This is a genomic window from Bacillus sp. REN16, from assembly GCF_020731355.1.
Taxonomy (GTDB): domain Bacteria; phylum Bacillota; class Bacilli; order Bacillales; family Bacillaceae_L; genus Ferdinandcohnia.
The window spans coordinates 1-14971 of record NZ_JAJFZK010000036.1; the positions used below are offsets into that span (position 1 = coordinate 1).

Annotated in this window: 15 protein-coding genes and 1 riboswitch; of the genes, 1 reads left to right on the forward strand and 14 read right to left on the reverse strand. The window is 37.2% G+C overall.

All coding sequences use genetic code 11. From position 1 onward, the window contains the following. Nucleotides 1–40: 40 nt before the first annotated feature. The 14 genes from LKW28_RS22095 to LKW28_RS22160 all read right to left on the reverse strand — a co-directional run bounded on the left by LKW28_RS22095 (nt 41) and on the right by LKW28_RS22160 (nt 13995). Nucleotides 41–445, reverse strand: coding sequence for a Nif3-like dinuclear metal center hexameric protein (locus LKW28_RS22095; protein WP_229142584.1), 405 nt, complete (start codon nt 443–445; stop codon nt 41–43). A gap of 125 nt (nt 446–570) precedes the next feature. Continuing rightward, a complete protein-coding gene (locus LKW28_RS22100; RefSeq protein ID WP_229142585.1) occupies nt 571–960 on the reverse strand; it encodes a type II toxin-antitoxin system death-on-curing family toxin in 390 nt (129 codons plus the stop codon). Next, nucleotides 957–1208: an AbrB/MazE/SpoVT family DNA-binding domain-containing protein gene (locus LKW28_RS22105; RefSeq protein ID WP_229142586.1), complete on the reverse strand. Its 252-nt coding sequence runs from the start codon at nt 1206–1208 to the stop codon at nt 957–959. The genes LKW28_RS22100 and LKW28_RS22105 overlap by 4 nt, the downstream gene beginning before the upstream one ends. Nucleotides 1209–1344: 136 nt before the next feature. Further along, complete coding sequence (locus tag LKW28_RS22110; RefSeq protein WP_229142587.1) at nt 1345–3573, reverse strand: AAA domain-containing protein; 2229 nt, start codon at nt 3571–3573, stop codon at nt 1345–1347. A 443-nt stretch (nt 3574–4016) separates the two neighbouring features. Continuing rightward, nucleotides 4017–4724 (reverse strand): hypothetical protein, encoded by a 708-nt coding sequence (locus LKW28_RS22115; RefSeq protein WP_229142588.1) that lies wholly within the window; start codon nt 4722–4724, stop codon nt 4017–4019. A gap of 717 nt (nt 4725–5441) precedes the next feature. Further along, nucleotides 5442–5903 (reverse strand): CarD family transcriptional regulator, encoded by a 462-nt coding sequence (locus LKW28_RS22120; RefSeq protein WP_229142589.1) that lies wholly within the window; start codon nt 5901–5903, stop codon nt 5442–5444. Between the two features lie 326 nt (nt 5904–6229). Then, nucleotides 6230–6943, reverse strand: a complete 714-nt coding sequence (locus LKW28_RS22125) for a cysteine hydrolase (protein WP_229142590.1) — start codon at nt 6941–6943, stop codon at nt 6230–6232. Nucleotides 6944–7178: 235 nt separating this feature from the next. Beyond that, a riboswitch (SAM riboswitch) is annotated at nt 7179–7281 on the reverse strand. A gap of 298 nt (nt 7282–7579) precedes the next feature. Beyond that, nucleotides 7580–8287 carry an HAD family hydrolase gene (locus tag LKW28_RS22130; RefSeq protein WP_229142591.1) on the reverse strand — a complete coding sequence of 236 codons (708 nt, stop codon included), beginning with the start codon at nt 8285–8287 and terminating at the stop codon, nt 7580–7582. A 127-nt stretch (nt 8288–8414) separates the two neighbouring features. Beyond that, on the reverse strand, nt 8415–9521 hold the full coding sequence (locus tag LKW28_RS22135) for an HD-GYP domain-containing protein (protein WP_229142592.1): 1107 nt from the start codon (nt 9519–9521) through the stop codon (nt 8415–8417). A 376-nt stretch (nt 9522–9897) separates the two neighbouring features. Further along, a complete protein-coding gene (locus tag LKW28_RS22140; protein WP_267498112.1) occupies nt 9898–10305 on the reverse strand; it encodes a zinc-binding dehydrogenase in 408 nt (135 codons plus the stop codon). Between the two features lie 350 nt (nt 10306–10655). After that, nucleotides 10656–10943 carry a transposase gene (locus LKW28_RS22145; RefSeq protein WP_229142594.1) on the reverse strand — a complete coding sequence of 96 codons (288 nt, stop codon included), beginning with the start codon at nt 10941–10943 and terminating at the stop codon, nt 10656–10658. Between the two features lie 170 nt (nt 10944–11113). Next, entirely contained in the window at nt 11114–12415 is a 1302-nt protein-coding gene (locus tag LKW28_RS22150; RefSeq protein ID WP_229142595.1) for an acetamidase/formamidase family protein, read from the reverse strand. A 129-nt stretch (nt 12416–12544) separates the two neighbouring features. Then, nucleotides 12545–12703, reverse strand: coding sequence for a hypothetical protein (locus LKW28_RS22155; protein WP_229142596.1), 159 nt, complete (start codon nt 12701–12703; stop codon nt 12545–12547). Between the two features lie 191 nt (nt 12704–12894). Next, the gene (locus LKW28_RS22160) at nt 12895–13995 is read right to left on the reverse strand and encodes a PstS family phosphate ABC transporter substrate-binding protein (protein WP_229142597.1); all 1101 of its coding nucleotides are present in this window, start codon (nt 13993–13995) and stop codon (nt 12895–12897) included. Between the two features lie 519 nt (nt 13996–14514). Between LKW28_RS22160 and LKW28_RS22165 the strand changes: the two genes are divergently transcribed. Further along, a complete protein-coding gene (locus LKW28_RS22165) occupies nt 14515–14886 on the forward strand; it encodes a hypothetical protein (protein ID WP_229142598.1) in 372 nt (123 codons plus the stop codon). The last annotated feature ends 85 nt before the right edge of the window (nt 14887–14971 follow it).

Here is a 14971-nt window from a genome sequence, read left to right on the forward strand (position 1 = left end):
TTATACTCGTCAAATTCTGGACAGGCAATACCGTCAACTTTCAGTCATTATGGGATAGCAATAACAGTACTTCATTAAGTCTCACTACTTCAAGTTCCTTTATGTTCTCATTCAACTTCAATGCTAAACTTTCAATTCCAAAGAATTCTGTAAAAGTATTACTCCCAATGATCAGATTTATCCCTTTAAACTGCGCATATTGAATCGTATATAGATTACATTCACCTGTAATGTATACATCACATTTATTTTCAACCGCTTCCTCAAGGCAAGCGGTTGGCCCTCCATTTCCACAGACTAAGCCCACTCGTTTTACCATTTTGCCATTAAACCGCCAAGACCTAACCGGTTCCTCCAGTAGATTCTCCATATTTTTTACTAATTCATGAAATTCAATTTCGTGTTCATATTCTGCAACTCTACCAAAATATAACCTTGATTCCAAGCTTATTTCAACTCTAGCAAAAAGACTGTCTCAACCTGCGCTTTATGCAGAAACATAAAAAAAGAAACCTCCCCCAGTGTGGTCCGTTTGCACGCTGAGGTCAGTTCCTTTAATTATCTGCCTTCCTATTTTAAAATACTGTGCTCTTTAATTATCTTAACAATATCATTAAACTCATATTGATGTGTTACAGCATCAACTACAAAGTCCTCAGCTTCTTTTGGATCCATAGCAAATCGATAACCATTATAAGATAAAAATTGAACTAAACAAACAAATGCAGTTCGTTTATTTGCATTGAGAAAGCAATGATTTTTCGCAATTGATTCAAAAAGTGCTGCACCCTTTTCAAAAATAGCAACATACGCATCTTCACCGAACACTGTTTGTTTTGGTCGTTCAATGCTTGAATTTAGCAGATTCATATCTTTTAAACCTTTAGGCTCATTTGGTGAATAACGATCGATTAGTAGGTAGTTAACGGCAATTACTTCTTGCTCTGTTAGATATCTCAACGGTCTACTAACCCTTTTATTGTTTTATCGTACGTAGACATTGTTTCCTGTATTGTATCGAAAAAGTCTTCTGAAATCCCTTCTGGTAATGGAACTTTTCTGCTTTTTGAAATTTGAATCACACCATCTACAAATTCTAATTGAATGTCATCTCCATGATGTAAACCGGCTTTCTTTAGTAATTCATTTGGAATAGTTACACCATACGAATTCCCGATTTTCGTTATTTTCCGTTCAGGTAAACTCATTATACTCACCTCTGTTATAATCATTATAACAATTATAACAAAGGTGGTTAATGAAGTGAAGTCTTGCAAAAAAGATCCGGATCCCCAATGTGGTAACGCCTTGCAGTACTGCATTTTTCCGATCTCAGACGTCGAACTACATCTGTTTTAACAAATATTCACATACTTTACTCGAGCTTAGTCGGGCTGCCACATAAGGGGGCTGTACCCCTTTTACGCCTTCGAACAGAAGACCCAGCCACAATACTTGATCGTCAATTATCACAAATGGATATGAAAAGTCTTTGTCTAGCCAAACATCACACTTGGCACAATCTTGATTGGAAATAACCGTTAATTTTATTCGTTTTTCTCTGTTTACCAATTGCTGATTCCATTCCTCTGAAAGCTTGATTCCCTCCGGCAGGCAGATGGTAATCGATGACTTTGCCGATCTCAAATCTTGAAAAATAACATCTACCTTGCGCGCATGAATCCATCTTAACTTTGGGTGTTGGTTTCGAACCCATGAACCAATCTCATTCATTGTGACCGTTTGATTGTTCCGGGCCTGATGGTCGACAAGTTGTCTTAACGTTTTCCCTTTAAAAATATGCCTTTCGATAAAGTTTCTGTCACTGACCTGAATGAATTTTCCTTTCGTTCGAGTAATGGCAACATTAATCAAGCGCGTACTGTCCTTGCCAGTGACTAGCATACCTGGCCGATCTTGCGGTGCACTGTCAACCGTATCAAATATCATCACATCACGTTCACTCCCCTGGAATCGGTGTACAGTGGCTGCGATTATATCTGCTCCGCTACGCTCCTTCACATAGATCTCTTCAAGAAGCAGTTCCATAAGATTAGCTTGGGCACGGTATGGTGTCACATACCCGATTGATGTAGCGCCGCTTATATATGCTTCATGAATACATTGAAAAGACAGCAGTAGTTGCCATAGATTGAATCTAGAATTCGTTGTTCTATCGCTCACACCATTCATTCCAGTAAAGCTTGTATCCAAAAGCACAGAAGCTTGCCCTTTAAAAGGGGGAAGGCAAGTGATATGATTTCTGCTTTTATAAACACTTTCGTGATCTTCAACTAGGGAATGATAGATATACCGATTGGTAAACGCTGAAATATCGGGGTGCATCCTGCGCTGTTCTTTCAATAAAAATAGCTGAGGGTGAAGCTTCCCATTATGTAACCATTCCACTACACCAGCCTTATGGAAGACATCCTCTTTCAGCCATTCGGCCACGAGTGGATCCCGGCTAGCTGCAATCGAAGGCAATTGCATGAAATCACCACAAATAATAACTCGCTTTCCCAAGGATGCAGCAAAAGCGGCTTGGGGTACATAGGCCATACTGGCTTCATCAAGGATGACGATATCGTAATTCGATTCATAAATCGCACTGTCACTCGCTGCCTTTGCAAGTGTCGCACCAACAACGAAGGCATCTTTAACTAATTGAATCTCTTTCCTTCTGATTTTCTCAAGTATCTTAGAAAACTTCGTTTCTAGTTCTAGAAGATGATCCGAATCTCGTTTACTGAATGAAGTGGCCAGATCTTGCTTTAAGTGGTACCTTTCTTCAACCAGCCGCTCTCTATCCTTTGCAAGGAGTGGGTCCTGCTTTTCAATAAGCTGATTTGTGGTAATTTCATGATGGGAAGACAGCGATTCCCCTATATTTCCACCGTAGCGAAGCACATCCCCTTCTTTGAATCTTTCTTTCCTTTTTATAAAATCTGTCATTTCCCTCATCAATACATCGACTGCTTGATTACTATGTGATAAAATCAATACTTTTTTCTTCTGAAAATATTTGTTAGCTGCGGTTCTGGCTAAGGTGTACGTCTTTCCGGTACCTGGTGGCCCCCAAACAAATGTAGCAGGGTTGTATTTTGATCTCAAAATCAATTCATGAACACTACTCTTAATCTTCTCCTTTGGATGTTTCGTTTCCATGGAAGGATTCATTAATCTCTTTACCCGTAACCGCTTTTGTTTGCTTTTTTTGATTTCATCCAAACGTTCTATTAACTGTTCAAGCAATTCCCATGGGTCATGAAGAAGATAGGCATCCGGGATGAGGTCTCCAAAGCTATGTTCCAATGCAAGAATAATTCCCTTTCCTTCAGAGGAAAGCACCTTCCCGCTGCTTTTCATCGCACCCCATTCTATTTTTATAGAGGAGTTAACCGGTATCCTTAGAGGGAATGCAGTATCAAAATAATAGTTAAAGGGACTGTCGTTGGATAACAGTCTTCCGTTCGTTACTGAATAGCGGCTTCCGCCAAACTTTTTTAAATGATTAATCTCTAGCTGCAGGGCATGCTGCCATTCTTTGAAATACATTTTCGTTGTTGTCATGTGCATCCCCTTCAGTTGTATTTGTGTATTTGGGGCCTGACCCCAAGTGATTTAACACTATGGCTTAGTACTCCATTTGTCGATATCAGCACATAATTTGTAGATATTTCCCGGGAATTTTGTTGAAAGTTTGAAAAAAATGATTTTTTTTGGGGGCAAGGGATAAATTTTCATGATATCTTGTATCGCATTTTCTGTATCAGGGTTCTTTCTAATCTCTCTTTTTGTATGCAACTTGTGCGTATCGCGTAACGCTATGCGAGTACGAAGTTAGAATTAACAAAGATACACGGATCGCTTACATTTCATAACTCATATCGCCTAGCGATACGGACCACAAAATAACGGCCAGCTCCTTTCAATCGCTAGGCATATCGCCCATCGATACAAAAAAAGAGCCGTTTAACCCTTTATTTTGTGCATAAAACGTCCAATCAGTCATCTTATTTTCGGAATATCGAGAAGATTCCTCCCCATTTTTCTTTGGGTTTTTGTATCGCTTCTTCTAATCGTTTATTGAAATCATTTTGTGAATTCCATTCCTTTTTCTGTTCATCCCGCATATTTTGTATTTCCTTTTGTAAAAGTTCAGATTTTTGTTTTTCTTGTTGAAGCAATGTTTCATAATGGGTCTTTTGTTGTTCAGTTAATTTTTCAATTTTAGCATTCGTTTTTTGCGATGAATTTCCAATAGCAGAACTAATAATATGATGCTCTTGCTGAAGTCGCGAAACCTTTGTATTAAGCTCCATCATATCGTTTGTCAGCTGGACATTCATTTCACGTGTAGCTGCGAGTTCATTAGCCAAAAACATAAAGATTTCTTTTAATTGATTTGGATCTTCAGGCAAATTTTCATATGTATTGGTTATCGCAATTTTTGTTTCATTGGATTCTTCTAATCTATCTTTTTGTAGTTCCACAAGGTCTTTAGCTGTATCGTCTAGAGACTTATCCGTATCGCGTAACGCTATAAGCACTTCGATGTCAGAGTGAACAAAAATTCGCCGATCACCATCTTTTAAAAACTCATACCCATTATGTTCTAAGATTTGGCCATACTTTCGGACAGTGGGTGTTGCAATCCCCACTTTTTCTGCCACTTCCTTAGTTGAGAAAGCTTGTTCATTAGGTTGTATATCGCGTCTCATATCGCACCTCCTTATTATTAATATAAGGTTTTTAGATTTAATTGCAAATGTAATATCGCCTGGCGAGTTGACTAAAGTCTTGAAGAGTTTTATGTGTTATTTCTTCCTCCAGTGACTTTATACCAGGAGATAAAATAAATTGGGTAAAATTATTTGCATGTTCGTTTTTGAATATCCGTAACGCTTCATCTGCAATACCCATGCACATTTGGCTAAAATTAAGGGTGATAAAACAAGATTGAAATCGCCCTGAACCGCTTTCTTTTGGAAAAAGGTGCCTGACCACCGATACAGTAAAACTTTACCGTACTGGGGGTCAGGCACCGTGATCAAAATTATCTTACATATATACACTTGAATATCATTAAAGGTTAAAAATTTTATTCATACTTGTCTGTCATATAATCACTTAATACCTAAAACAATGAAAGCCCTACCTCTCTTTCATCCTTACGGCTCCTTGTCCGTGCCAGTGTGAATCAGGATCACAAAAATCAAGTGACTATTTTTATCGAGTTATTTGATGAAATTCCAAACGATCGAAAAAAAACTGTAAGTAATAAAAATGAATTAGAATGTAGAAAAAACATAAGAGGTTAATGCTCCAAGGTGAGCTGAAGAAGTTGAATGTCTTTGAATAGATTTAATTATAATATAAAAGAATTCCCCAAAAATTTAGGATATTTTCGGGAGATGTCACACATTATCAAATTAAGCTTAACAGAAACTTTTCTTTTGATTTTCAGTAATCCCTTTAATTAATCCCAGTTCAGTAATCAAAAATTCATGTGCGTTATCTAACATTTTCTTTTCGCTTGTATTAAGTACTTTTTCTTTCTTCATACGCATTAAATCACGTACAACTTCAGCACATTCTACTATTTTGCCCGTTTTTATTTTGTCCGTGTTCATTTTATACCTTTGTTTCCAGGGCAGTAGTCTATCGGTTTCACCATGCTGAAAAATGTGTATGATGTTCTTCAATGCAAGTACGTCAGTAACAGGGCGTATCCTTGAATTCAATACTTTACTCGTAGGAATCATGACTTGCATATTACCAATTAACATTTTTATGACATAATACTGTTGTTTCTCCCCTGAGATTTCCTTTTCTTCTATGGCTTTAATAATACCTGCTCCGTGCATTGGATAAATAATGTTATCGCCAATTTGAAACAAATAATCCACCTCCGTATTTAGTAACCTCCTTAACCTTAGCATACATATATATATTTATCAAATTTTTAATAATATCATATATTTATTTGACATGTCAACTACTTTTTTTCTTAAGAAGTCAAAAATGGAAAAATCAAGAGGAACTGTTTCATTTTACTAATAATAGGAGGCTAATTATTCCATCGATTCTGAACCTCCACTACCCTTTATGTATTCAAATAAATATAGACCTCTATCTTCAATTACGTAAAGATAGAGGTTTTTCTATATGGTTTTAATGATTATAAAAGAGCTTTATATTATCCAATGGTAACTAACTGTATCTATCAGAATACAGGCTGTGCCAAAAGATTGACGAATGTCTCGGCCGAAATGACTGGCGCAAAATAATTATTGATCCGTTGTAGTGCGGCTGCTTCCTCTTCAGGATAACGGCAGCCAGTTGCATCCCCAATTACAATCGGTAGGTAACCATTGTCACGTGCCAATCGAACATTTCCTTCTACACACCAATCAAGATGAATTCCTGTAAACACAATGACTTCAACATTTTTGCGAGCTAATTCTAAAGGAAGTGGTGTGCCAAAAAATGCAGATTGTAATGCAATTTCATTGAATTGTAGATCCCCTGGTCTTACAAGTTCCTGTAACTCAGCAACCAGTTCATTATCTTCTTCTTTTTTTTCTTTTGAAAAGTTGAGATTTTCAATCCAAGTTTCGTATTGAACCCTATCAAATATTGTTTGTGGGTAGTCTTCGCGAAACACGCTATATCCAACCCAACTAAAAGAAACAAAATTACTTGCTCTTCTTGCCGCTTGCACAACCTTAATTGTCGCTGGTAAACTCCCTCTTTCCCGATGATTCTCTTGGCCTTGGGCACCCCATGATTCATATAGGGATTTATTCTGGCTTACAGAAACAAATGCAGCCTTTCTTTTTAATATCTCAGCAAAATCTAGCTTTTTCCATTGAGGCGCAAGCTCTGGAATGGAATGAATTCCACCAATTTTTTCTTGTTCCAACTTATTTTTTGACATTAAAATCTCCTCCATGTTCTTTTTTATAAAAAAAAGACATCAGTCCATTCAGTATGAATAGATTGATGCCTTTAGTTGACTAATGGGCATACTTATTTGGTTTTGAATACATCATTTCATAAGGATGATCTTGCCACGCTAACATCAGATTATAACCTAGCAAAACCAAAAGAAGTCATAAATAAAACCTCTTCTCATTATAAGAAGAGGTTAAATATCCGAACACATTTATCTCTTCTTATCTTTTCAAGCATTTAGCTTGATGGAATTGGCACAGTGCTATTAAGCCTGTTGCCGAGGCGTCATCGGGCCAGTCCCTAGACCTCTCTGGATAAGAAATTATTATTTGATTAAACTGAATATACAACACCTACGTTTGGAAGTCAATGCCAATTTTGGAATTTTGAAAATGCTTTTAGTAATACAGATTTAAAGTACTCGTCACGATGACGACCCAAATATTCTTATTTCACAGATTGTATCACGGGAAGATAGACAAGGTTTAATTATTCTTTTGGGCTATCTCCCAAAACTAACTCACTACTTTCTAAAACCATAAATTGTTTATCTACATAACCTTTATTTCCCCACCGCTCTGTATCAATACATACAATCCCTGATTCCTTCCATAACGTCCTAAGCCATTTTCGCAAATAATTCTAATAATTCCTTGGCACTATGTACTTCTTTATCTGGCTTAAAGGTAGCGTAAGTCGGCAGATCTTTCTTACGATGATTCATCCAGATTGCTTGCCACCCTGCTTGTTTTGCTCCGATTATATCTTTTTCAAAATTATCCCCGATATACACGGTTTTGGTTTGATCAAGGGCCAGTTTCTGTTTAATAAAATCAAATACTTCTCTTTTCGGTTTTGCATGACCAATCGCACCAGAAATAAACGTCATCTCTGTCGGAATCCACCGGCTAAGGCCCAGCTGTTTAATCTTCATTAGTTGATGTTTTTCTTCACCATTTGTAAGAATCCCAAGCTGTTTCCCTTCATTGTAAAGATCATTTAGCAGTTCTTCGACTTCTGGAAACAAGGTAATGTTTTTTTGTTCGGTCACATACGTTTCATGAAAAATAGTCGCTTTTTCCGTATCGATAGGGATGTTAAAATCCTTACAGGCAGCCATGATTCGTCCGGTTTGCCATTCAAATTGGGATATTTCTCCTGCTTCACTCTGATCAAATAAAATCTCGCTATACCTACGACTAGCTTTATATAATTGATCGATTTGTTCGTCTGAAAATGGCGCCTCAAAAAGCTTCCTCACCGTTTTATGAAAAGATTGTGCTTGATCATATAATGTATCATCGACATCAAAAATTATCGTTTCCATCCTAATCGCCCTCCGTATATTATGATGATATCATTATTGATTAACTTGAGAAAACTGAGAGACAAACAAATGAGCAACAGCACCTACCCCAACGAGTAGGATAGGTGCTGTTACAATTATCTATTCTTTAAAGTAATGCATCTGCTTCTATAATTTCTATACTTAAATTATCAAATGAAGCTAAATCAATTTCATATGGTTTAGTTTCTTGATTTTCTTCATCCTTAATAATTCGTACTTCTGGCCTTCCAATCGCGTTATAATTATACTTTGAAACAATCCCTTCCCTACCATCACTTAACTTTACAGTAATTCCTTCAGGGTAGATCGCAATTCCACTTTTGAACAATTCAACCTGTTTATTTTCAAATTGTATTCCGCTCCCACTATATAGCAGCTCCATTGCTTTATGAGGAAGGAAAGGATCCCGATATGAACGATGACTTGTAACTGCATCAAACACATCCGCAACGCTAATTATTTTTGAGTAATGATGAATCTCATCTCCTTTTAAGCCTCGTGGATATCCTTTCCCATCAACCCTTTCATGGTGTTGTAGTGCACAATGGGACACGAGTAAAGGAATTTCATGAATTTTTCTGAGTATATCAAACCCTACGGAGGAATGTAATTTTACTTGCTCATATTCTTCATTCGTTAATTTTCCAGGTTTATTAAGGATTTCGAGTGGTATTGATAATTTACCTACATCATGTAATATTGCACCTAGTCCAATCTCTTCCACCTGCTTTAGAGGCAAACCGTTAGCTAGAGCTAATTGACAAGAATATATGGCAACGTTTAAACTGTGGGAATATAAATAGTTATCATAAACCTTTGTAGATGCTAAGAGATTTAATGCTGTTTTATTATCGGTTAGCGAATGTAGAATATCTCGAAAGATTTTTTGAAAACTTTTTATAGCTTTTGCTGAATTAATCATACCTTGGAGTGTTGGTTTGCTGGTATTCAAATCAGCAATTGTATGAAGCTCTTCTGAGATCCTGTTAACTGCCTCAACTCGTAGCTCCTCAGGGAATGTTTCTATAATATCAATTCCTTCTGATAATTCGTCCACAATATACATCGTATAAACATTATAGTTTTCTAGCTTCTTTATATAGATTTCTGTAAGTTTTGTTCCTTTTGCTAATAAAACGGATCCTTTGTCATTGTATATAGGTTTACCCAATACTAGGCCGGGTTTACATCTATTAATATTTATTAAACGCATCGTATTTCTTTCAGCCTCTCTACCTACCTGTCTATCTTCTAAAAACTAATATTTCACACCAACTACTTATATTACTAATGAATACATTATTATTTTCTAACCATAATTAAATGTAATACTAAACTCCTATCATGTAAATGATATATCTCTCTATTTAATGTAAAAATTGTGAAGGTTTCACTGTATTCCTTTGGATTAAGTCTTCCTTGCTTATAAAAAATGGGGGTGAATTCAAATTTACTTTGTTTGCTAGTAGGATATTTTTAGATCTGTGTGCAAAAAAATAAAAGCCTGTGAAATTTACATTACAATTTCACAGGCTTTTCATATCTTAGGTTGTTTATCCCAACCTCAACTTAATAAAGAAAACTTTCATTTATTCAAAGACAGCTACTAAGCGTCCTTTTACTTCATGATTTTTCAGTTTTTCAATCCCTTTGTCGACTTCTTCAAACGGGATTGTGATAAGAGCTGGATTCATTTTTCCAGTAGCGAAGCAATCATATACACCTTTTAAGTCTTCTACTGATCCACCATTGCTTCCTAAAAGCTTAATTTCCTTTGTAATCATTAAGTAAGTATTGATATTAGATTCTAATTTACCCATACCAACAATGACAACTGTTCCTTTTGGTCTTACAGCTTCCAGTGCATCAGAAGTTGTTTGTCCAAAACCAGCAAAGTCTACAATAACGTCACATTCTGCTTCTTTCATATCAAGAACGCTATCGTAAACTTTATTAGCTCCTTTGTATATTACTTGATTAATAAACCGAATGGCCATGATATTTAAAATTTGGAATTAGTGTTTTAAGAATAAAATTAATTAATATTACTTGCATCCCTTTTGTGAAAAGGTTTATTTATAATACATTGAAATTAAACATATGAAAGAATAACCACTCTATATAATTTTGGCTATTCTTTCCCAGTCATATGCATATTAAAAGTAGAATAATTAACTAGAAGAGCAGGGCCTGATCCCCAGTGCGCTAACGCTTTAGTACAATGGGGGTCAGGCCCTTTTATTCGGTCGTTTTAGCCATTTAAAGTATCCACTTTTGGAAACTCCCAGAACGCTGCACATCTTCTCCACTCGGAATTGGGAGCGGTTTTCATGAATAAATTCATATTTTACCGAGGGCTTTTCGCGAAGTAGTGCATCGCCTTTTTTAAGATTTCATTTTCCTCCTTTAGATCGCGTATTTCCTTCTGAAGGGCCTTTAATTCAGCATCTTCTGATGAAAAAAATTTTACAGCCTTAATTTCTGGTTGCTGACCATACCTTTTCACCCTGCCATGTACAGTATTCTCATTGACACCAATTTCTCTAGCTACCTGAGCTACAGCTTTATTGTTCTCACTGATATACTTTACTGTTTCAATTTTAAAAGCTTCATCGTATCGTTTACCTCTTGCCATACAGACACACCTCGTTATAGTTGATATATATATTATAACAATCTGTGTCTACTTTTTAGTCTAGCATCAAAACTTTTGTTGGAAGATTATATCCCTTTCGTACTTATAGAAATAGCCCAAACCTTCAAAAAGAAAGCAGGGCTAAATTCTATTTTATTATCAAAATAACACTATAAAGATTTGATATATTGATCCCTTATAAGTTCTGTAATACCAATTTTGTTTACATATTCTACCGGACAAAGGAAGGTGACAGTTACTACACCCGGGTGTCTGCCAATTTCAATTGAACCTGTAATGGTTGCACGGTTCATTACTTCTGGAACAGAGATGCCAAAAACCTCTGCCGCCCTATTTAAACCGTTTTCCGTTGCTTCATTTAAATTAGCACCCGTACCAATAAAGGAAATAGGCAGGGACTCCTCTAACTTTTTAACTCCCCATTGTTCAACCACTCCTAGTGCAATTTCCTTCTCTTTTTTTGTAATAGGCTTTGCAAGATAAGGGAGGTCTTCCTCTACAGGCAAAAGAATTGGTCCATCAATTTTTAGTCCTTTAATGATCTTAACCTGGAGATTCACAATACCTGCTACATCGGCTGTATGTCCTGCTATTTCACCATCACCTTGCATTGCGTGCATGTCCCCAAGATATACACCACCGCCTGGCACTTTAACAGGACAAATCAAAACAGCACCTTCCCGGACCCGGTTAATATCCATATGGCCGTCAGTTCGCTCCTCTAATTGTTCCTTTGTTACCTTGTAATCATGCGGTGCGTCCAATAGGGCTTGTCCGAAGTCCCCCGCATTGTGAGAATCTGGGAACGGTCTGGAAGGAGTTGTTCCAAGTTGTCCTAAAAATGGGCGTAACCTTGCAACCGTTCCAACTAGATCATGCGGTGCAATTGTTACTATTGGATTCTGTATCGATTGATCAGGCATTGCCATGTAGGAACGTCCTTCTCTTGCAATTTCCTCAGCTGCCTCTTTGTGTAGAGTAACACCTACATTGTGATTGGAATCAAATGCAATGGTATAACCATTGGTAAATAAAAATGGGACTATATCTATTCCACATTCTGCACAGCGAATCGCTTCTTGGCCAATTCCTTCAATAATAGTATCAGGGTTGACAGTACCGCACTGAGGACATTTTCCTGCAACAAATGGATCCCCTAAAAACCTTCCCTCAACAGGCGCGTCATTCCCTGAAGCAGTAGCAGCTGAAGTAACCCGAATTGACTTGATTTTAATAGCAATAGCATCTCCTACTTCTGCTCCTTCTACAAAAACAGGCTTGGTTACCTCGTGACCACCGCGAATAGCAGGTGTTATCATCGGTCCCCAGCACCCGGGAGCAGTATTTGCTACAATGTACCCACCATCCTTTACAGGTCCAAGCATTTTATTATTAGGATCTAAAATCCCATTAGTAAACTCATTGACAAATACTGTTTGCTTTGCTTCCATATCCATTCCCCCTAAAATTCCTTCTCTATTATTATCTATATTTCATTAATATTATACTCAAAGTTGTTAGCGTTTACAAATATCATGACCTATCTGGTCTAGTTGACTGAATATTCAGGGTGTTATTATCTAATCACTTTGTGTGTAATCGTTTGCGAAATCTGAATACAATGGTAAAGACTTTCCCCACACTTCCCAACCACTTTCGATTGGCATAACAACTGTCACAGTGACAACCCGAAAATTCTTGTTCCACAGATTGTTCCACGGACATAAGATTTTTATCATACACTCAACGTGCTCCTTATGAGGAAATATAAAATAAGGAACCGACCTTAGTGTGTGTGTTTTCACAGACTGCGGTTGGTCCCTTTAATAGTCTAAATACTATTTTCAAATGTAAATTGCTGAGTTTGATCTGCATCCTTTTTGTACGATATTGGGGTTAGGCCCCTTCTTTCCCTTTTTTATGCCCCATTTTACCTAACTGGCACATATCCTGTTCTATCGACAATTTCTTGGCCTTGTTCGGATTGCATCCATTCGAGGAAGCCCTGGATATTTGGGTTGTTGCTTCCGGCTGTGATGGCGTAGAAGGAGTCGACGATTGGGTATGTTTCGTTTTGAATATTTTCTTTTGTTGGTAGAATCCCTTCAACCGCAATGTATTTGATTTTTCCACTGTCCACCATGTTTTGCGAAAAGTGACGGAAGGAATAGCCAATCGCATTTGTCCGGTTTTGGTAATTTGTTGTTTCTTTAATAATTCCGCCCATCGTAGATACAATATCATCCGTAGGTGGATCCATTAGAGGAATTCCGTTCATAACACTAAGTAGCGCAGATTGACTGCCACTTCCTTCAGGTCGCTGGAAAGCGCGGATCTTCTCATCCTTTCCTCCAACTTCTTTCCAATTTGTTATTTTTCCAGAATAAATACCTTGAATCTGCTCAATGGTGAGTGTATCAACTCGATTATCTGCATGTACAAAGAACACAAACGCCTCACGTCCAATCGGAGTTAGCGTCAGTTCAACGCCTTGTTGCTCCGCGGCGTTCATTTGATTTTCCGAGGGCTTTGCAATAAAGATTAAGTCGACTGCTCCCTTCACCAAATAGTCAAAGGCATTACCTGTTTGACTCGATACAACCTCGCTATCCCATAACGGATATTCTTTTTCCGGATACACCGCCTGAACAAATGCCGAATACACGGGATACAAGGCAGTTGCCCCATCTAGCTTCGGAAGATTTTCTTTTATGTAAAATGTAGGGGGCTCCTCTAATGAAACAGCCTTTGTATTTTCCACAAACGGTCGATACTCTTCTAAATCAACATCTTGGGTGCTGATGACTTCGAGAGATTTTTCATAAGCTTGATAGCCTTCGAAAGCAATGATAGAAACTGCACATAAACTAATAAAAACAATCGCGGATATTTTCAGGATCTTCAGTTTCAATTTTCCATAGATTGCTAGAATAATCGTGATGATGATGCCAATGGTGAGGACTGGTATAAAAGTTGTGTAGAACTCTGCATCTCTTGATAGTAACGCGATAATGGTTGCGATGAATCCCAAAAAACCAAAACGATAACAGTCAAGATCGAACCGAAAAATTTCATGCTATCCCCCCTATTTGTTTTTTATAACTCCTAAAGTGAACATAACTCATCGAAGCGTTCCAATACTTCATTTTTATCAAACGAGCTGAACCAACAAAAATTCATTTCGTCGATGATGCGATAATGGTTACTGACCCCTAGTATCACTTCATTTCCTTAGTGTAATTTTACACTATTAGTGTATATTGTCAACCTACACTTTCCTGTTTTGATAAATTAACATGCGCCATATATAGGGCAATATTTGGGGATTTGTACACCTTCAGAGGTTTCGAGCTAGTAAAGGTTCCTGACCCCCAGCGTTTTAACACATTACCACACTGGGGTCAGGCACTCCCATTCAGGCACTAAAGGATGTTGATTACTATTCACATGTTTAAAGTTATTCATATTTTAAAATATTGGGGTCGAATTTTGACTTTATATGGTGCTTGAAATGATTTTTTTGGTATACTGATGAAAGAAGGAGGTGAGCATGTTGGAAAAAACTCTTCAGTTAATATTGGACAAACTTGACACTTTGGACCAAAAGGTAGATAAGTTGGATCAAAAGGTAGATAACCTGGATCAAAAGGTAGGTAACCTGGATCAAAAGGTAGATCACCTGGATCATGAACAAAAGAGACAGGCTGACTTATTACACCAATTAATCAGTACAGTAGCAGCTACGAACGTTAAAATTTCAGAAACAAACGATAGAATTGATAACCTTGAATCTAAGGTTGATACTCTTACTTCAGATGTCAAAGACATCAAATCTACTATGGCTACAAAAAAGGATCTTGAATACTACGATCAAATGATTTCTGAACACTCCAGAGAAATTTACAAAATAAAAAATAAGTAAAACACTTCAGTCTAAAATGACGGTGCGGAAAAAGTTGTGTAAATAGGTTTCAAAACAATCCTCCTTGGCAAGAATTAGGATAAAT